General features: G+C 37.5%; 19 protein-coding genes. All 19 read right to left on the bottom strand.

The window, feature by feature from the left end; translation table 11 throughout:
- Positions 1-82 precede the first annotated feature (82 nt).
- Entirely contained in the window at positions 83-2,098 is a 2,016-nt protein-coding gene (ptsG, locus tag F9U64_RS19790) for a glucose-specific PTS transporter subunit IIBC (protein ID WP_323125861.1), read from the bottom strand.
- Positions 2,099-2,286: 188 nt separating this feature from the next.
- Entirely contained in the window at positions 2,287-3,129 is an 843-nt protein-coding gene (gene glcT, locus F9U64_RS19785; protein ID WP_153406627.1) for a glucose PTS transporter transcription antiterminator GlcT, read from the bottom strand.
- A gap of 187 nt (positions 3,130-3,316) precedes the next feature.
- Positions 3,317-3,853, bottom strand: a complete 537-nt coding sequence (spoVT, locus tag F9U64_RS19780; RefSeq protein WP_153406626.1) for a stage V sporulation protein T — start codon at positions 3,851-3,853, stop codon at positions 3,317-3,319.
- A gap of 152 nt (positions 3,854-4,005) precedes the next feature.
- Positions 4,006-7,539, bottom strand: a complete 3,534-nt coding sequence (gene mfd / locus F9U64_RS19775; RefSeq protein WP_153406625.1) for a transcription-repair coupling factor — start codon at positions 7,537-7,539, stop codon at positions 4,006-4,008.
- 208 nt (positions 7,540-7,747) lie between these two features.
- Complete coding sequence (locus F9U64_RS19770; protein WP_153406624.1) at positions 7,748-7,978, bottom strand: anti-sigma-F factor Fin; 231 nt, start codon at positions 7,976-7,978, stop codon at positions 7,748-7,750.
- A gap of 96 nt (positions 7,979-8,074) precedes the next feature.
- Complete coding sequence (pth, locus tag F9U64_RS19765) at positions 8,075-8,635, bottom strand: aminoacyl-tRNA hydrolase (RefSeq protein WP_153406623.1); 561 nt, start codon at positions 8,633-8,635, stop codon at positions 8,075-8,077.
- A gap of 34 nt (positions 8,636-8,669) precedes the next feature.
- Positions 8,670-8,801: a hypothetical protein gene (locus F9U64_RS23420; protein ID WP_266095262.1), complete on the bottom strand. Its 132-nt coding sequence runs from the start codon at positions 8,799-8,801 to the stop codon at positions 8,670-8,672.
- A 77-nt stretch (positions 8,802-8,878) separates the two neighbouring features.
- Positions 8,879-9,493 (bottom strand): 50S ribosomal protein L25/general stress protein Ctc, encoded by a 615-nt coding sequence (locus F9U64_RS19760; RefSeq protein ID WP_153406622.1) that lies wholly within the window; start codon positions 9,491-9,493, stop codon positions 8,879-8,881.
- Between the two features lie 94 nt (positions 9,494-9,587).
- Positions 9,588-10,538 carry a ribose-phosphate diphosphokinase gene (locus F9U64_RS19755; protein ID WP_153406621.1) on the bottom strand — a complete coding sequence of 317 codons (951 nt, stop codon included), beginning with the start codon at positions 10,536-10,538 and terminating at the stop codon, positions 9,588-9,590.
- A 38-nt stretch (positions 10,539-10,576) separates the two neighbouring features.
- The gene (gene glmU, locus F9U64_RS19750; RefSeq protein ID WP_153406620.1) at positions 10,577-11,941 is read right to left on the bottom strand and encodes a bifunctional UDP-N-acetylglucosamine diphosphorylase/glucosamine-1-phosphate N-acetyltransferase GlmU; all 1,365 of its coding nucleotides are present in this window, start codon (positions 11,939-11,941) and stop codon (positions 10,577-10,579) included.
- 413 nt (positions 11,942-12,354) lie between these two features.
- A complete protein-coding gene (spoVG, locus tag F9U64_RS19745; RefSeq protein WP_153406619.1) occupies positions 12,355-12,648 on the bottom strand; it encodes a septation regulator SpoVG in 294 nt (97 codons plus the stop codon).
- Between the two features lie 140 nt (positions 12,649-12,788).
- Entirely contained in the window at positions 12,789-13,604 is an 816-nt protein-coding gene (purR, locus tag F9U64_RS19740) for a pur operon repressor (RefSeq protein WP_153406618.1), read from the bottom strand.
- A 55-nt stretch (positions 13,605-13,659) separates the two neighbouring features.
- Positions 13,660-14,529 (bottom strand): 4-(cytidine 5'-diphospho)-2-C-methyl-D-erythritol kinase, encoded by an 870-nt coding sequence (ispE, locus tag F9U64_RS19735; RefSeq protein WP_153406617.1) that lies wholly within the window; start codon positions 14,527-14,529, stop codon positions 13,660-13,662.
- Between the two features lie 122 nt (positions 14,530-14,651).
- Positions 14,652-14,831: a small, acid-soluble spore protein, alpha/beta type gene (locus F9U64_RS19730; RefSeq protein ID WP_153406616.1), complete on the bottom strand. Its 180-nt coding sequence runs from the start codon at positions 14,829-14,831 to the stop codon at positions 14,652-14,654.
- Between the two features lie 183 nt (positions 14,832-15,014).
- Positions 15,015-15,281 carry a biofilm formation stimulator Veg gene (gene veg / locus F9U64_RS19725; RefSeq protein ID WP_153406615.1) on the bottom strand — a complete coding sequence of 89 codons (267 nt, stop codon included), beginning with the start codon at positions 15,279-15,281 and terminating at the stop codon, positions 15,015-15,017.
- 178 nt (positions 15,282-15,459) lie between these two features.
- Positions 15,460-16,350, bottom strand: a complete 891-nt coding sequence (gene rsmA, locus F9U64_RS19720; RefSeq protein ID WP_153406614.1) for a 16S rRNA (adenine(1518)-N(6)/adenine(1519)-N(6))-dimethyltransferase RsmA — start codon at positions 16,348-16,350, stop codon at positions 15,460-15,462.
- Positions 16,347-16,904 (bottom strand): ribonuclease M5, encoded by a 558-nt coding sequence (rnmV, locus tag F9U64_RS19715; protein ID WP_153406613.1) that lies wholly within the window; start codon positions 16,902-16,904, stop codon positions 16,347-16,349. The genes rsmA and rnmV overlap by 4 nt, the downstream gene beginning before the upstream one ends.
- A 133-nt stretch (positions 16,905-17,037) precedes the next feature.
- The gene (locus tag F9U64_RS19710; protein WP_153406612.1) at positions 17,038-18,279 is read right to left on the bottom strand and encodes a G5 and 3D domain-containing protein; all 1,242 of its coding nucleotides are present in this window, start codon (positions 18,277-18,279) and stop codon (positions 17,038-17,040) included.
- A gap of 185 nt (positions 18,280-18,464) precedes the next feature.
- Positions 18,465-18,746: TatD family hydrolase (locus F9U64_RS23210; RefSeq protein ID WP_228275809.1), on the bottom strand; the 282-nt coding region annotated here is incomplete at its 5' end.

Here is an 18,746-nt window from a genome sequence, read left to right as displayed (position 1 = left end):
AATAAAGTATCCTCACTAATTATAACAAAAAAACCCGCCTTTCATGCAGCGCATGAAAGACAGGCATCGTTATATGTGTTACTTATCCGATTGTAATGATATCTTTGTCTTCTTTGTTTACTGTTCCTTCAACATTTAGTTTCACTGTCTGACCTTCTTGTAAGTTTGTGAAGATGACAGGTGTCACAATTGATGGAGCATTTTCCTTAACGTATTCCAGGTCTACTTCCATCAGGATTTGTCCTTGTTTAATTTCATCACCTTCTGAAACTTTCGCAGTGAAACCTTCCCCTTTTAAGTTGACTGTATCAATCCCAATATGAATTAATATCTCTGTACCGCTATCTGCCAAAATCCCAATAGCATGTTTGGTCGGGAATATATTGATAATCTTACCATTCACAGGTGAAACGACTTCTCCCAATGATGGCTTAACAGCAAAACCGTCTCCCATCATCTTTTGAGAGAACACTTGGTCTGGTACTTCAGATAAATCCATGATCTCTCCTGTCATAGGACTTGTGAAGGCTAACTCATCTACTTTTGCTTCTGCTTTTGTTTCATTCTGAGCAGTTTCCTTCTGTTTAACCGGTGTCTTTCCATCCATTATATCTTGCATTTGTCCCCGTAATGTATCCGAAACCGGGCCGTAGATTGCCTGGATATTGTTACCTACTTCCATTACACCTGAAGCACCTAATTTTTTCAAACGTTCTTTGTCGACTTTATTCTTATCATCAACACTAACACGCAAACGAGTAATACAAGCATCTAAGTTTGTAATATTCGCTTGACCACCCATTGCTTCTAATATCTCATATGGTCGATCATCTACTTTTGTTTCTTCTCCACTGTCTTGTGCTTCATCTTCGCGTCCAGGTGTTGCTAAGTTAAACTTCTGAATGGCAAAGCGGAAACCGAAATAGTAAATAACAGAGAAGACTAGACCAACGATGATAACCCACCACCAGTCGGTACGATTTGGCATAATACCGAATAACAGGAAGTCAATTAACCCTCCAGAGAAAGTCATCCCAATCTTTACATCAAGCAAATACATTGTCATAAATGATAACCCCGCGAAAACAGCATGAATCGCAAACAACAATGGTGCTACGAATAGGAATGAGAACTCAAGCGGTTCTGTAATACCTGTTAAGAAAGAAGTTAACGCAGCAGAGAACATAATCCCTCCAACAACTTTCTTTCTTTCCGGCTTCGCTGTATGATAAATAGCTAATGCTGCAGCAGGCAATCCAAACATCATAAACGGGAATTTACCTGTCATAAAGTTACCTGCAGTAAAATCAACACCATCTTTTAGCTGCTCAAAGAAAATTGCCTGGTCACCACGAACAATATCTCCTGCAGCATTTGTATAGGTACCAAACTCAAACCAGAATGGTGAATAGAAAATATGGTGCAACCCAAACGGAATTAAGCCACGTTCAACAACACCAAATACAAATGTTGAAATCGTTCTATTTGTTTCAAGCATAAGATGGGATATTGCATTTAATCCATCTTGAGCAAACGGCCATACTAAAAACATAACTATACCTAAAAATAAAGATGTGAATGCTGTGATGATTGGTACAAAACGCTTACCTGCAAAAAATCCCAGGAATTGCGGCAACTCAATACTAAAGTACCGATTATACATAAAGGCGGCTAATATACCAACAATAATACCGCCAAATACCCCTGTCTGTAATGTTGGAATACCGAGTACGCTTGCATAAGCAGCTTCTGCTGTCATTTCCGGGGTAATATCACCGAATACTCCCATTGTTACATTCATAATTAAATAACCGATAATTGCTGCTAAACCTGCAACACCATCCCCTTTTGCTAATCCAACGGCAACACCGACAGCAAATAGTAATGGTAAATTATCAAAGACAATCCCACCAGCCTCTGACATTACCTCTAATATTTTTTGGACGATAGCATTACCGAACCATGGGAATCGATCAACCCATTGCTCTTGAGCAAAACTTGTCCCAAATGCCATTAAGATACCTGCAGCTGGCAGTAAAGCAACTGGCAGCATTAATGCTTTCCCAACTTTTTGCAATGTACCAAATATGTTTGACATTATGAATACCTCCTTCAGTTTCATTCTTATTTTGTTATGCAACTTTTTGTTAGATGACCTTTTATTTTTTCCAAACAAAAAAGGCATGAGAAAAAGGATTATGCTTAAGTAGATCTATGGCTGGACTCCTCCCATAGATTAACCAAAAACATCCTTTTTACTCATGCCTGATCGTATCAGTAACACGTTTAAGATGATTGAATTAAACGTTGTAAATGGATCGTTAAATATAAGACCTCTGATTCATCTACATGTGTATGTAGTTGACGTTGCATTACTTTAATCAATTTCCATGCTAGATTATAGCACACTGGATATGTCGTTTTCAATACCTTTGCCAAATTTGTTTGTTCTCCAAGTGGCTCAGCTGAATAAACCCTTTCAATTGCACGATGAAGATGTTGAATTAAGCGGTGATAATTAATATTATGATGATCTAACTCAATCTTTAAGTTTTCTTCAATAATGCGAACAAGCTGGGAAATTAATTGATGATGCTTATTCATATCCCGAATTGATTTGTCTGTAACTGCACTGTGAATATGCAGGGCAATAAAGCCTATTTCCCCTTCCGGAAAATTCACACCGATCTTGTCATTTAATATGGAAACTACTTCTTTTGCAACATGGTATTCTTTTGGATAAATGGATTCAATCTCAAATAAGAAAGGATTGTTAAATTGTACGTTTTGATTTGCCCGTTTGATGGCAAATGATAAATGATCTGTTAAAGCAACATGGATATGCTCATTTAGTCTTTCTCCCATTCTTTGTTCAATAAGGACAATCACATCATTTAATATTTCCATAAGATCCTGATCGACATAGGAAAGTAACTGCTTATATTGTTCTTGTTCATGTTCATCTTTTAACAGAAATGTTTTCTCCACTTGGTCTTCTGGCACAATATCTCCATTCTTCTTGCCAAATCCAATTCCTTTCCCAATAAGAATAACTTCTTTGTATGTTGGATGTGAGGCAATTAAGACATTGTTATTTAATGCTTTCTTTACAACTGTTTTCCCCTTCACCTTTCTCACCTCATTTGTCTCTATCTATCTTACTTGAACAAAGTGAAATTATCCATCAGAAAAAACGGAAATCATAAACTCCTGGCTACTTTGTCTAAGAATTCTATAAATTAATTTCCCTTTCACGAGAGGTCCAAGTAAATAGAAAATAGCCCAGAAATTATCTGAGCTATCTTCCATTTTGTTATTATTCCATTTGTTTTGCTAAAAAATGGGCAGCTGTATGAGCTGATTTTTCTTCTACTTCGCCAAACTCTTTCTGTTCTCTTGTCAATATGACCATACATCCAATCGGATCCCCATTTGCAATAATTGGATAAATTAAGAATGCCTGTAATTGTTCTTCTTTTCCATCTGCAATTTCAATCGTTTGTTCACTTTTCTCTATCTTAATTTGGCGGCTGTCCATCACTTGGTCTAATTGTTTGGAAATTTGCTTTCCGAGATAGTCTTTTTTAGACTCCCCAGCTGCTGCGATAAACTCATCCCTGTCACTGATTAGAACGGATAACCCTAATGATTCGTACATAGCCTCCGCATATTCTGTAGCAAAATCGCCCAATTCACTTATTGGGGAATATTTCTTTAAAATGACTTCTCCATCACGATCGACAAATATTTCCAATGGGTCCCCTTCACGAATTCTTAACGTTCGGCGAATTTCTTTCGGGATAACTACCCTTCCTAAATCATCAATACGGCGTACTATTCCTGTTGCTTTCATAGTAAATCCTGACCTCACTTTCAAATAATTAACTTTGTATTTAGAATTAAACACATAGTGAAATAATTACATTGTAAGGTTAGTATGATTTAGTTAACGTGATACTATACAATTTTTCCAATATTTTTTCTTGCTGATTCCACAAATTAACATCAAGCTACAGGTTCTCTGCCCATATCATGTAATGTCTGAAGGAATGATTCTAATATTTCATACCGCTTCATGATATTTCCTTTGTCGAAACGGAAAACTACTTTTAACTTGCGGTCTTCCGTCCCTAATTGGATCATTCGGCCATGCTGATTGGCAAATTCAAATAACTTCGCTCCATCTAACTGCTGGCTTCTATCTTCTTCTACCAGTAATTCTAACTGGTTTTTCTTCTCTGATATGGTTTCGATTCTTTCTCTTTTTGCCATCATTTTTAATGTAGTAACATGGAATAGATTTTCCACTTGTTCCGGATATTCACCAAAGCGGTCGATTAATTCGTCTCTTAAATCATGGACATCTTCTTGTGAAAGGATTGCCTGGAATCGTTTGTACATATCAATTTTTTGCTTTTCGTCTTTAATATAGTCATCTGGTATATAGGCATCGACTTTCAGATCAAGTTCCACTTCAAATGGCTGAACTTCTTCAATTGATTTGCCTTGTTGTTTTGCCTGTACTGCTTCTTTTAACATTTGTGAATACATATCAAATCCAACCGAATCGATAAATCCATGCTGCTGTGATCCGAGAATATTCCCGGCACCCCTTATGGATAAGTCTCTAATTGCTATTTTAAAACCAGAACCAAGCTCGGTAAATTCTTTGATTGCCTGTAGTCTTTTCTCTGATACTTCTGTTAAGATTTTGTCCTTTTGATAAGTAAAGTACGCATATGCGACCCTGTTGGATCTGCCTACTCGTCCTCTCAACTGATAAAGCTGACTTAAACCCATTCGATCGGCATCGTAAACAATTAGTGTATTTACATTCGGTATATCCACACCAGTCTCTATGATAGTGGTACTCACTAAAACATCTGCTTCTCCTTCTAAGAAGGAAAACATTACATTCTCTAATTCTGTTTCATTCATTTGACCGTGTGCAACAGTAACTCTGGCATCTTCCACCAGTGCCTGAATCTCCTGTGCCATTCTGTCGATTGACTCTACACGATTATATAAGAAAAAGATTTGACCACCTCTTGCCAGTTCACGCTGAATCGCCTCTCTTACTAATGTCCCATTGAATTCCATCACATATGTCTGAATTGGGAAGCGATTTTCCGGTGGTGTCTCAATAACGGAAAGGTCTCTTACACCTAACATGGACATATGCAAGGTTCTCGGAATAGGTGTTGCTGTCAGTGTGAGAACATCAACATTTGTCTTAAGCTGTTTGATCTTTTCCTTATGTTTTACACCAAAACGCTGCTCCTCATCCACTATCAGTAACCCTAAATCTTTATAAACAAGATCTTTTGATAATAACCGGTGTGTCCCGATTACGATATCCACCATTCCATTTTTCAGACCTTTTATTGTTTCTGTCTGTTGCTTTCTTGTGCGGAAACGACTCAGCAGGCCAATATTAATCGGATAATCCTGAAACCTCTCCATCACTGTCTCATAATGTTGCTGAGCAAGAATAGTTGTCGGAACAAGTATGGCTACTTGCTTGCCGTCAGCGATCGCTTTGAAGGCGGCTCGAATTGCCACTTCTGTCTTCCCGTAACCCACATCACCACAGAGCAGACGATCCATTGGACGTTCCTTTTCCATGTCCTCTTTTATCTCTGTAATACAGCGTAATTGATCTTCAGTTTCCTGGTATGGAAAAGCAGCTTCAAAATCCCGCTGCATTTCCGTATCTTCACTAAATGCATAACCTTTCGCAGCTTCTCTCTCTGCATATAATTTGATCAGGTCATCTGCAATATCTTCCACTTTAGACTGTACCTTACTCTTCACTTTTTTCCAGTCATTACCACCAAGGCGATACAGCTTCGGTTCTTTTCCTTCTGATCCAACATATTTCTGAACAAGATCAATCTGATCGATAGGTACATATAACTTATCATCACCAGAATATTGCAAAAGCATAAAATCTTTATGGAGACCGCCTACTTCTAATGTTTCAATTCCAATATACCGGCCGATCCCGTGATTTGTATGAACAACATAATCGCCAACTTGTAATTCCTGATAGCTTTTAATCCGTTCCGCATTTGATATCTTTTGTTTCCTTTTCGTTCGGACTGTTTTCTGTTTAAATAATTCGTTCTCTGTTATTACCGCAATTTTGTGCATAGGAATCTCAAATCCGCTTTGTATCCCGCTAACTGTAATAACCGGCTGTTCCACAGGTAATGACGGAACCTTCTCACTAATGGTTGCATTGATCTGATAATCCTCTAAGACAGAATGAACCTTTTCTACTCTTTTCTCGTTCGGTGCCACAATAACCACAGAAAAGCCCGATTTCTTCCATCTTTCCAGTTCATTTTGTAATAGATTCATTTGGCCATGGAATTGCTGCATACTGCGTGTTGATAAATTGACAATGTTCGAAGGGTTGGTGTTGGGAATATGACGCAAAAATACAGACAAATACAAGCGCGGCTGTTTCATTTTTGCCCATGTATCATGCCAATCAAAGGAAAGTTTCTGACTCCTCAATGCTTGGTTTCGATTAAGGTGATCTTTTAGCCACTCCGCTTCCTCTTCATCCAAATGTGTTGCCGTTTCTTGAATTCTACTCATTTCATCTAAAATAATTAACCCATCATCAGGTAAGTAGTTTAATAAACTAGTTGGCTCATCATAGAAACAGGAAATATATTTCTTCATTTCCTGGAAGCGTTCGCATTGGTTTAATCGGTCGATATCACTTTGAATGGCTTCTGTAACCGCTTGTTGATCCTGTTTACTCTTTGTTTTCTTCAATGTTTCTTGTAATGATTTTTCCATCCTTTGTGCAGCCGTAATTAAATCATGGTCTGTTGTAAGCAACTCTGCAGCAGGCTTGATCTCAACAGCAGGAAGCTTGTCTAATGATCTTTGCGTTTCCGAATCAAAGTAACGGATCGAATCTATTTCATCATCAAATAATTCCACACGGATAGGATTGTCTTCCATAAGAGGATAAATGTCCAGAATCCCTCCACGCAGGCTGAACTCCCCCGGACTGCTTGTCATTTCCTGTCTGATATACCCCATATTAATTAATAATTGCATTGTTTCTTCAATATCTATCGTCTTTCCCAATTCAAACTTCACTTGATATTTATTCCAATAATGAATAGGAGGCAGAAATCGCTTTAAACCTGCCACAGGAGCGATCATAATCCCGTTATCTTCTTTAATCCATGCTGTCAATGCTTCAATACGCTGACTTAGCAATTCCGGACTCGCTACAGCTAATTCTGATGCCAGTAATTCGTTTACAGGATATAAATAAATATTCTTTCCTTCAGAGAATTCCACTAAATCATCATAAATCTGCTGTGCTTGTGTTAACTGATGGGTTACAATCAATACCTTTTTATTAATTGCCTCATGAATCAGTGCACTGAACAGGCTTTTGGCTGAACCGGATAATCCTGCAATTACTTGTTCCTTCAGCCCTGTATTAACCCCTTCTATAATAGAATGGATATCTTCCTTCTTCCTTAAGAAATCCTTTATTTCTTGCATAATGTTCCCCCTAATGCTTTTCCTCGTAAATAACAAAAATGGTTCCCAGTCTGTCAAATCCCTTATCAAGGAATTGACGATCTGGCATAGTTAACACAAAAATCTATATCGATAGGAAATTGCAAAAACGCCTTGGTTTAAAACCAAAGCTTGCAAAACGGTGATTCGATTTGTTTTTTCATTTGTTCATCCTATTTACATACTTCATTTATTGAATAAAATAATCGAGCTCATGGTTGGCCGGATTGCTTTCTAATAGTTCCTGACAATCTTCACAGATCGATTTTATTTCAATTTGGTCTGTCGGCTGGTAATTCATTAAGCTTGTTTTCTCTTCAGAAGTTAAGTGACCCCAGCCTACTTTGTTTAGATCCAGCTTTTGATTGTTTAATCTGCCAATTTCACAACTGCAATGTTTACACTTATATACTAATGTCATCCTATGCACGCCCTTTATTAAAAATAATCAGGTAAGTAGATAGTTTTATTTTCTCCAAACTCTGATTATTTATTCAACATAAAGGGCAGGTTCTTTTTACTTATTATATTCGTTCATTACTTTTACAAAAGACTCACTCATCCATGCCTCTAAAGCATTTGCTGCATGATTAATAGAATCATTTAATACAGTCTGCTCTTCTGTACCGAATTTCCCCAGTACATAATCAATTACTGGTATGGGCTGAACCGGTCTTCCAATACCGAATCGAATTCGGTTAAATTGTTTTGTTCCTAAGTGATCGATGATAGAGCGAACACCATTATGGCCGCCATGACCACCTGTTTGTCTTAATTTCACTTTACCCAGTGGGAGGTCTAAATCATCATAAATAACGACAATGTCTTCTGCTTCTAATTGATAAAAATCCATTAGTGGTCGTACACACTCACCAGATAAATTCATGTATGTCTGAGGCTCTATCAGAAGCACCTTTTCATTTTGGAGTGTTTCAAGTGTAAAAAGACCATTAAATTTTTGCTTCTCCAGCTTCCAATTATGCCGCTCCAATAAATGATCAACAACCATGAATCCTGCATTGTGCCTAGTTTGTTCATATTTCCGACCTGGATTACCTAATCCTACAATACACTTCATATTTTTACTTCCTTTAATAATAGTTTTCCTACTATCAGTTTAACACAAATTCGGTAAAATAAATGAGAACAACGCGCTTTTTTTGTTTTGAAACAGATTTCTTCCCAGCTGCATCATTGTGACAGCTCTCATGCAATATACCATTTCGCAGTATTTTCATTCCCATGAGACATTACTCCCTCAGAAAATGATGTTTCCGCCTACTAAGAAAAACCGAGCATGATAAGCTCGGTTTAACGGTTATTATTCTTCTGAGTCATTTTCTTTATTTTCTTCAGTAACTTCCGGCTCGACAGTTTCTTCCGGTTCCTTATCTGGAACTAAAACAGAAACAATTGTCGTATTTTCATCCTCTAAAATTTCGTAGTTTCTCCCATCTTTCAGGTCTGAAACAAGGATGCTGTCACCAATGTCCAAGTTAGAGACATCGATTGAAATTTGTTCAGGTATATCATTTGGTTTTGCTCTCAATGATAATTCATACAATGGCTGCTGCAGGACCCCGCCTGCTTTAGCACCTTCTGCTTCACCCTCTAATACAATCGGTACTTGTACATCAATTGCTTCTGACATGTTTACAACATAAAAGTCAGCATGAACTAATTCATCTTTTAAAGGGTCGGTTTGATATTCATGAAGCATCACATCAAATGAATCGTCGTCTACCTTTAATGTGATAATGGCATTTTTCCCTTCATCTCTAACAGTCTTCAGCAGTTCCATACTGTCAACCGCCACTGGTTTCGGTTCCACATTATATCCATAAATTATTGCTGGAACTTCACCAGCAATTCTTACCGCTCTAGTATTTGAAGTCTTCAGATTTTCTCTGTTTTTTGCTTGTAGCTTTACTGCCATATCGATCAACCTCCAAGTTAATTTAACAGGATACTATAATAATTCCCTTGGTTGGATAGACTTAAACATTTTCCTTAATATTAACAGTAAACAATTAATCAAATAAGATACTTACCGATTGTCTTTCATGTACACGGATAATTGCTTCACTAATTAATGGTGCCACAGAGAGTTGGGTAATTTTATCAATCAGCTTTTCCTCTTTTAATGGAATACTGTTTGTGACAACTAATTCTTCAATCTTGGAATTTTGAATTCTTTCAATTGCAGGTCCTGAAAGTACTGGATGTGTACAGCATGCATAAACCGCTTTTGCTCCACTATCAATCAAAGCATTTGCTCCAAGTGTGATCGTACCTGCAGTATCAATAATGTCATCAATTAAAATTGCTGTTTTCCCCTCAATGTTACCTACAATATTCATTACTTCTGATACGTTTGGACGTGGTCTTCTTTTATCAATAATAGCAATCGGTGCTTTTAAGCGATCGGCTAAGTTACGTGCTCTTGTCACCCCGCCATGATCTGGTGAAACAACGACGATATCTTCCAAGCCTTTTTTACTCCAATAGCTTGATAAGATTGGCACACCTACCAGTTGATCAACAGGAATGTTAAAGAACCCTTGGATTTGCGGTGCATGAAGATCTAATGTAATTGCTCTTGATGCACCCGCTGTTTGTACTAGATCTGCTACTAATTTTGCAGTAATCGGCTCTCTTGCACGCGCTTTTCTATCTTGGCGAGCATAGCCATAGTATGGTATGACAATATTAATCGATTTAGCGGATGCTCGTTTTAGGGCATCAATCATAATCAGTAATTCCATGATATGCTGGTTAACTGGTTCACATGTTGATTGGACAACATATACGTCACAGCCACGAATACTTTCTTCAATATTTATTTGAATCTCTCCATCACTAAATTTCGTAACAGAGCTTTTTCCTAATTCCACTCCGATATTTGCTGCAATTTCCTCCGCAAGTTTTGGATTCGAATTTAATGTAAATACCTTCAATGATGAATCCTTATATTCAGACATGTTGATACCCTCCATCACATATTTGTTTCCATCTTAGACTATTTATATTTTTTAGCGTATCCTTCTTTATTCACCTGTTTAGATCTTGCTACAGACAATGCATCACCTGGCACATCTTCAGATATTGTAGATCCAGCTGCAATCAGTGCCCCTTTTCCTATCGTTACAGGTGCGATTAAATTAGCATTACATCCAATGAAGGCGTCATCTTCTATCTTTGTTAAGAACTTATTCTTCCCATCATAATTTACAGTAATTGTACCACAACCTACATTTACATTACTGCCAACTTCTGCATCACCAATATAGCTTAAATGGGATACTTTACTTCCATTGTCAATCTTGGATTTCTTTATTTCAACAAAGTTACCGACCTTTACATCATCGCCAATATTGGCATCTGGTCTAATATGGGCAAAGGGACCGATCTGCACTCGATTTCCTATATAACTGGACGTTGTTACACTATGTTTGACAACTGTATGAGAACCGATATGGCAGTCTGCTATTTCTGAATTCGGACCAATTTGCGCGTCTTCTTCGATTGTTGTCTCACCCTTAATAACACAGCCAGGGTGTATGACGACATCAGAGGCAATTTTGACATCTGTTCCAATATAAGTATTAGCAGGATCGATCAATGTTACTCCATTTCGCATATGATATTCATTTATTCTGTTTTTCATCAGTGTTTCAGCTTGTGATAATGCCACGCGGTCATTTACACCGATTGTCTCATTAAATTTATCTGTTTGAAATGCTGCTACTTTCTCCTGCTGCTCCTGAGCAATCTGAATCACATCTGGCAGATAGTACTCCCCTTGGGCATTGTCATTAGAAACTTGCTTAAGTGCTTCGAATAACAACTGATTATCAAAACAATATGTACCTGTATTTATTTCTGTAATTAATTTTTCTGTATCTGTCGCATCTTTCTGTTCGACTATTTTTTCTACTTGATTGTCACTATTTCTGACAATTCTTCCATAGCCTGTGGGATCTTCAGCTTTCGCAGTAAGAATTGTTACTTTTGCCTTTTCTTTTTCATGATACTCCACAACAGATTGTAACGTTTCCGCAGTTAATAATGGGGTATCGCCACACACTACCAATGTTGTGCCTTGCTGGTCTGCTAAATATTTACCTGCTTGTAAGACAGCGTGGCCTGTGCCTAACTGTTCTTCCTGGATCGCATATTGTGAACTGTCACCTAACTGTTCCTGAACTTCTTCTGCACCGAACCCTACAATCGTTGTAATACTGGTCATTTGCAGTGGCTTTAATTGATCAACCACATGTTGTACCATCGGTTTATCGAGAACCGGGTGTAAAACTTTATAAAGTTTTGACTTCATTCTGGTCCCTTTACCAGCTGCTAACACAACAGCAAATCGTTTTGACAAAATATTCCCTCCGTTCTTTATCTGCTTACCATCTATTTAAATCCGTAATACCTTTGTACAGTAGAATCCCAATTATGAATATATATGAAAACTAACCAATTTTCAATGAATGTTTACTAGGAAAAGTAATTTTCCCATTCTGCTAGAAATTTCTTATACTTGGGACTTCAAGATTTCTACTACGACGGCCAAAGCTTCCTTGCAGAAGTTTTTCACTTTCCTAACGTGCTAAAAAGTCAATAAGTCCCGCTCTTCATAAGCTTAAGCAAACCTGCTATAAGGAGAGCCCATAGCAGATTTGCTTAAGTGTATAAGTCTGAAATATCGAAACCCATCATATATGCCTAGTAACTATCTCCACATATAAAAAGGCCTAATCAAAGAATGATCAGACCTTTTTTAGGAAAATAAACTTATGAAGCTCCTGCTTCTTCAAATTCTACTACTTCTTCTTCACCAACACGGTTGTATTCTTCCAAAACCGCATCTTGAATTTTTGATCGGGTACCAGAGTTGATTGGATGTGCAATGTCTCTAAACTCTCCATCCGGAGTACGCTTAGATGGCATTGCTACAAACATTCCGTTATTTCCATCAATCACCCGGATATCATGGACAACAAATTCGTGATCTAATGTAATAGATGCGATCGCTCGCATTCTTCCATCGGTATTCACGCGGCGTAATCTTACGTCAGTTACTTCCATTATGTTTCACCACCTTTTCCCTTATTAAGAACTTAATACTTAAATTCAACATCTTCGCTTAAATTCCTGCTAAAGTTGTAAAAATTTTTAATCTTTTTTTAAGTTCTACTAATTAAGGGCAAAAAGTGACACGTTCCACGCTAATTATGGAAGTAATTACCTTTTATTACTTCGATTTGCTTATTGTTATCATCCACATTCTTTATTTGGACTAGTGATGTATACTCATCTACTACACGCTCTTCTTCTTCATCCTCTGCTTCCGCGAGCACACCTATTGCCTTGACATTTGCATTAAACTCTTCCAGCAGACTTTTCATCCCATTTATGGTACCGCCTGCTTTCATGAAATCATCAATGATACAAACATTCTCATTAGGTTTCAAGCTTCTTTTTGATAATACCATTGTTTGAATTTTTTTAGATGAGCCTGATACATAATTAATACTTACAGTCGACCCTTCTGTTACTTTCGGGTCACGACGGACAATAATAACTGGGACATTTAAGAATGTAGCTACTGCGTATGCAAGCGGGATACCTTTCGTCGCAACTGTAACAATGGAATCAATATTCAAATCAGCAAACCTTGAGGCGAACAAACGGCCAATATTACGAACTGTATCAGGGTTACCAAGAATATCACTCATAAACAGATAGCCGCCTGGTAAAATCCGCGCCGGATCTTCTAATTGCTCACAAAGCCCTGTAATAAACTTTTGGCTGCTTTCCTCTGATACTTTTGGAACATACTTCACTCCGCCAGCCGCACCTGATACTGATGCTAAATATCCTATACCATCTTCCTGAAAAATACGATTAATAATAGCTAAGTCTTCGCTGATCGAAGATTTAGCTGCCCCATAGGTTTCAGAAAAAAAAGGCAAGGAGATTAAATCCATTGGATGCTCTATTAAATAATTGGTCATTTCCACTAACCGATCACTTCGTTTCATTTACTACACCCCGAAATCCGAATATTTTGTGGTAAATATAACATTTTATACGGTTTTAATCAAGTGTTTGTTGAGCACCTAACATCCGGACAATATGCACATCCTCACAAAACCCGCGAAGGCTATTATAAATTCGAATGGCTCTTGATTCATGTTTAACTAATCCGTAAACCGTTGGCCCACTGCCACTCATTAATACCGCATCTGCTCCTGATCGTAACATTTGGCTTTTAATTTGTTGAACTTCTGGATTTTTGGGTAAAGTCACTGTTTCCAGGACATTTTTTAATCTGGTACATATCCCTTGATAATCAGCATTCTTAATTGCCATTATCATCCCTCCCGTATCAGGATGGTCAAGCTGATCTAACCTTAGTGATTGATATACAGACTGGGTGGACACCCCTTGAGATGGCTTGGCAAGGACAACCCAACATTGAGGCGGCGGGGGAAGCTCAGTTATCTTCTCTCCTCTACCTTTTGCAATGGCGGTTGAATTATATACACAGAAGGAAACATCTGAGCCAATCTCGGAACCAATTACTGCAAGTTCATCCATTGTTAAGTTTAAATTCCATAATCGGTTGAGGCCTCTTAGAGTAGCTGCTGCATCACTGCTTCCACCGGCAAGTCCTGCAGCAACCGGAATTTGTTTATCAATTTTTATTATTACACCTTTTTTTATCAGAAATCGTTCTTTTAATAATTTAGCAGCTCGATATGCTAAGTTACGCTCATCATTAGGAATAAACCGACTGTCAGATTCAACTTTGATTTGACCTGATTCTAACAAAAATAGTTCGATACGGTCTGCCAAGTCTACGGTTGTCATTACCATCTCCACCTCGTGGTACTGATCAGGTCGTTTATAAAGTACATCTAATGTCAAATTTATTTTTGCCGGAGCTTTTTCTGATGTATACATCTTGTCACCTACTTCATTTCACTATACCATTCGTTTTTCAAATTCTTTGTGTGATTCTCTTCTCCTTAAAAATACACTTTATGTAAAGATACCATAAATAGTTTAAAGGGACAAAACCTTAATTAGGTCTTGTCCCTTGCCATACTCTCTTCTGCTATTTGCACGGCCCTTTTCACCATACTTCCGGCTTCATTTGCCGTTATCTCGCCCCAACCATTTTGTTTTACCTTGTCGTAAAATCCCAACTCTTTAGCAAGCTCTTCCTTAAAATGCTCAGACATTAATCCACGTCTTCTGCCCATAGAAGATACTCCCTTTCTGTCGTCTTCTTACGACAGTTTTATTCTGCCCTTGATGCACGCGGCTATTCCAGCCAGATTTATGCATATCAAGATAATAATACTGTTATCAGATAGTATTCGAATGTAAAACCATTCCGGTGAACAGAAGAGATTTTATCCAAAACAAAAAGCAGCAAACATTGTTTACTGCTCCCCTGCAACTGCCTTTTCCAATTCATCCATGAAGTTCAGTTCTACCGTTTCCGTAAGTACATCTGCATAGCTATAAGATACACGTTCAAATGAGTTTTCCTCCTGATCTAACTCAACAATAAACACAGAAGGATACGTTTCTGACAATGTGCCATATCGTTCCACAGTCTTCTTTCTTCCACCATTCGCTCTGATCTTTAAACGTTTCCCGACATAGCCATCTAAACCTTGTTTGATTTCAACCAATGTTTTAGCCAATACACTCCACCTCACTAATCATAGTATACAACATTCTTGTCCAATAGTCAAATAAAAATATTCTATTATAACAATATTATTTATTGAATGTCAATCAATAAATTTTCAAATATCTAAGATTAGTATTACTCATATTTTGAAATTTATGTATGGATTGTCTATTAGATGAAATATAAACTTATTTTGTTGTTTCAGTGAGTGGTAACAAATGATTTGCTAATCGGGCAAACTCCTCCATTGACAGTGATTCCGCTCTTCTTGTTCCGTCAATTTCAGTCAGGGAAAAGCTTTCCTCAATCTCATCTTTTGAAAGTATATCCTGGAAATGGCGAATAAGATTATTTCTCAATGTTTTTCTTCGTTGTTGGAAACAGCCTTGCACAAGCTGAAAGAAAAATGCCTCGTTCTTTACTTCAACTGGCGGCTGATCTCTCATAGATAAATGCAGTACCGCTGAATCTACTCTTGGCTGTGGCATAAAAACTGTTTTTGGTACGATCATCCCAATACTTGCTTCCGTATAATATTGAATAGCGATAGAAAGAGATCCATATTCCTTTGTGTTTCTGACAGCCGCCATTCTCTCTGCAACTTCTCGTTGAATCATAACCGTTATGCTTGATATCGGTAATTTCTCCATTAACAACTGCATTAAAATAGGAGTGGTAATATAATATGGCAAATTCGCCACAACCTTTATTTCCTTTTCATCTGTAAAAAGTTCGGTACATAATTGTTTTACATTTGCTTTTAATATATCTTGGTTAACAACTTGGATATTTTGATACGATGCTAACGTATCCTCTAATATAGGTATTAATCGCTGGTCAATTTCAAAGGCCATTACTTGATTGGAATGGATAGCTAACTGTTCTGTTAATGCGCCAATACCGGGACCTATTTCTATTGTATTCACATCTTTCGTAATATCTGCCACATGCATCATATTCTTTAAAATATTTACATCTACAAGAAAGTTCTGCCCTAAACTTTTTTTAAAGGCAAACCCATACTTGTTCAAAATTTCCTTTGTACGTTTTGGTGTAGCAATTGCCTTCTGTTCATTCATAGACTCTCCTCCTGTTGAATCTGTTCCATTACTTTATAAAATTCCTCTTTATCTATGCGGAACATTTGTAATCTTTTTAATAATTGCTTGCCATTTACATATCCTATTCTCAAGGCAATACCGAGCTTCTCTCGTCTTTCTTTTGCTCCATTACCGCCAATTAAGCCAAATAATAATAAATCGGTCCTTGTAATGCTATTTACCGTCTCATCTGCTATTTCATATACACTGCTCAGTGCCTGGCGAATAACCTCAGCTGAGGCATGCTCAATACCTAGTCCTTTACCGCTTTTTGCAACCGCTTCTTGTTTTGTTAAAAAAGCATGCTTACATCCTGGCACATGTTCATCAATAATTTTGCGGATACGCTGGCCAGGATAATCTGGATCGGTAAATACGATCACGCCTCTTTTCTGTTTTGCATGTGCTATTTGTTCTAATGTATATTTATTAATGGCTGAACCATTTGTTTCAATCGTGTCAACATTTAACGCTTGTTTCAGCTTTGCAGTGTCATCTTTACCTTCCACTACTATTATTTCTTTAATTTTCACGAAATATCCCCCATTCCACTGTCTCATTATAACATGGTCATTTAAGGAAAACATTTAACATCTATTCATAGTATGTGCGAACTTACTCTAAATAAAAGAAGAGCCTATACCAACCCGTATAGACTCTTCTTGTTTATTTATATATTTTAACTTTAACCGTTCTGCTTCCGAAGCCATAAGCTTGCTGTATTGTCGGCATATGAACATCAATTTTGTTCCCTTTTACAGCTCCGCCGGTATCTCTTGCAATAGCATAACCGTAGCCTTCTACCCAGACTTTCGTTCCTAAAGGTATAACGCTAGGATCTACTGCCACTACACCATGCGGGTTTGCTTTCAGATCAAAACCAGTCGATGTTAACCCTCTGCCATCACAAGAAGCGCAGTTCCAATTATAAGCAGTAGCATGCATATACAATGTAGTAACTTCTTCTCCACTGCCTCTTGATACCGTCTGTTGTGTTGTTGAAGTACTCGCTGCTGAACTGCTTGCTGATGCAGTGACTTTCGGTGCAGCCGTTTTTGTACCAACTGCCACCACTTTTTCTTTACTTTCTTTCACTACCTCTTCTTTAACAAGCTCTCGGGAAACTTCTTCCCCATTTTCCAGCACTACTTCGTAATGCTTTTCAACAACGCCTTTTTCTCCTTCTGTCACAACTTTTTCTTTGCCTTTTTCAAGATCGGCATCACTTTCCTTCACAACTGCATAATCAACATCTTCTTCAACGATATCTGTTACTTTTTCCACTCTAGTAACATCGATTACTGTTTCCGCTTTTACCTGTTCAGATTGCACAGGTTCAACACGGTCCAATTCTGATAATTCGATATTACTTTGAACAAGCAGTTCATCAACTGATCCGCCAACCGTCCAAAATGTCTGTTTTTCTCCTGCATCATTAATCGTTACTTGAAATGCCTTTTGGATCGTTAAATCTGTTTGATCAGCAATTTTCTTGTCTAAGTTAAGTGAAACCTGATCATGTTCTGAGATTTCAATCCCTGATTCTTCTATGAATGCTCCCACGGTGTCGGCCGTTGTATAGTATGTTTGTTGTTTGCTGCCTTCAGTTACAATAACTTCATTTGCAACCGTATGTTCAATTGTCATCTCAGTCGTTATTGTGTCTTTAAGATTATGCGAAAGATCGTCATGCTTTTGCACATCAATGGCAAGTTCATCAAGTACATCTTCTACAGTATTGGCATGTGTGCGTACTGTAGTCTCTTCCCCTTCTTGAACAACAGTGACTTCAGCTTTGGATAATTCAAAAAATAAATAGCTAATAGTTCCGATGATAACAAGTAATGTAATAGCATAAACAAAGTCCTTGTTATTCAAGAGTTTTTGCAAGTTTAAAAGACGTTTCATGAACTTTTCACCCCTCCTTCTTCTCGCCGTTGTATTATATAAAGTTAAATAATTCCTGTCAAACAGGCATTTTATAAAAAAAGAACAAAGAAATCCTTTGAAATCAAGGTTTCTTTGTTCTTTATCCAGAAATATTTCAAATTCATTACATTAGCGTAACAAACGTGACAAGTCCTGATAATGCATTATTCTATTCCGAAAAAACGCTTGGCATTCTCGGTAGTCTGATTGCTTAATTCGTTATAATTAACACCACGTAATTCAGCGATTTTCTCTGCAACAAGTTTTACATAGGCTGGTTCATTTCGTTTTCCCCTGTTTGGATGTGGTGCTAAGAATGGGCAATCTGTTTCAATCAATAATCGATCTTCTGGTACCATTTTTGCAACTTCCTTCGGTAATGTTGCGTTTTTAAATGTAACAGGGCCTCCTAATGAAATATAAAAATTCATCTCAAGGCAATCATT

The sequence above is a fragment of the Gracilibacillus oryzae genome, assembly GCF_009498735.1.
GTDB lineage: Bacteria > Bacillota > Bacilli > Bacillales > Amphibacillaceae > Gracilibacillus > Gracilibacillus oryzae.
The sequence above is the reverse complement of the archived record's forward strand: the minus strand, read 5'-3'. Positions and strand labels throughout refer to the sequence as shown.

Excerpts from the sequence above, each read along its gene's own strand:
- mfd (WP_153406625.1), bottom strand. The coding sequence starts at position 7,539 with ATGCAAGAAATAAAGGATTTCTTAAGGAAGAAGGAAGATATCCATTCT.
- F9U64_RS19760 (WP_153406622.1), bottom strand. The coding sequence starts at position 9,493 with ATGGCAGTAAAGCTACAAGCAAAAAACAGAGAAAATCTGAAGACTTCA.
- spoVT (WP_153406626.1), bottom strand. The coding sequence starts at position 3,853 with ATGAAAGCAACAGGAATAGTACGCCGTATTGATGATTTAGGAAGGGTA.
- F9U64_RS23420 (WP_266095262.1), bottom strand. The coding sequence starts at position 8,801 with ATGGGAATGAAAATACTGCGAAATGGTATATTGCATGAGAGCTGTCAC.
- F9U64_RS19770 (WP_153406624.1), bottom strand. The coding sequence starts at position 7,978 with ATGACATTAGTATATAAGTGTAAACATTGCAGTTGTGAAATTGGCAGA.
- F9U64_RS19755 (WP_153406621.1), bottom strand. The coding sequence starts at position 10,538 with ATGTCTGAATATAAGGATTCATCATTGAAGGTATTTACATTAAATTCG.
- F9U64_RS19730 (WP_153406616.1), bottom strand. The coding sequence starts at position 14,831 with ATGGGCAGAAGACGTGGATTAATGTCTGAGCATTTTAAGGAAGAGCTT.
- purR (WP_153406618.1), bottom strand. The coding sequence starts at position 13,604 with ATGAAACGAAGTGATCGGTTAGTGGAAATGACCAATTATTTAATAGAG.
- rsmA (WP_153406614.1), bottom strand. The coding sequence starts at position 16,350 with ATGAATGAACAGAAGGCAATTGCTACACCAAAACGTACAAAGGAAATT.
- F9U64_RS19710 (WP_153406612.1), bottom strand. The coding sequence starts at position 18,279 with ATGAAACGTCTTTTAAACTTGCAAAAACTCTTGAATAACAAGGACTTT.
- ptsG (WP_323125861.1), bottom strand. The coding sequence starts at position 2,098 with ATGTCAAACATATTTGGTACATTGCAAAAAGTTGGGAAAGCATTAATG.
- ispE (WP_153406617.1), bottom strand. The coding sequence starts at position 14,529 with ATGTATACATCAGAAAAAGCTCCGGCAAAAATAAATTTGACATTAGAT.
- spoVG (WP_153406619.1), bottom strand. The coding sequence starts at position 12,648 with ATGGAAGTAACTGACGTAAGATTACGCCGCGTGAATACCGATGGAAGA.
- pth (WP_153406623.1), bottom strand. The coding sequence starts at position 8,635 with ATGAAGTGTATTGTAGGATTAGGTAATCCAGGTCGGAAATATGAACAA.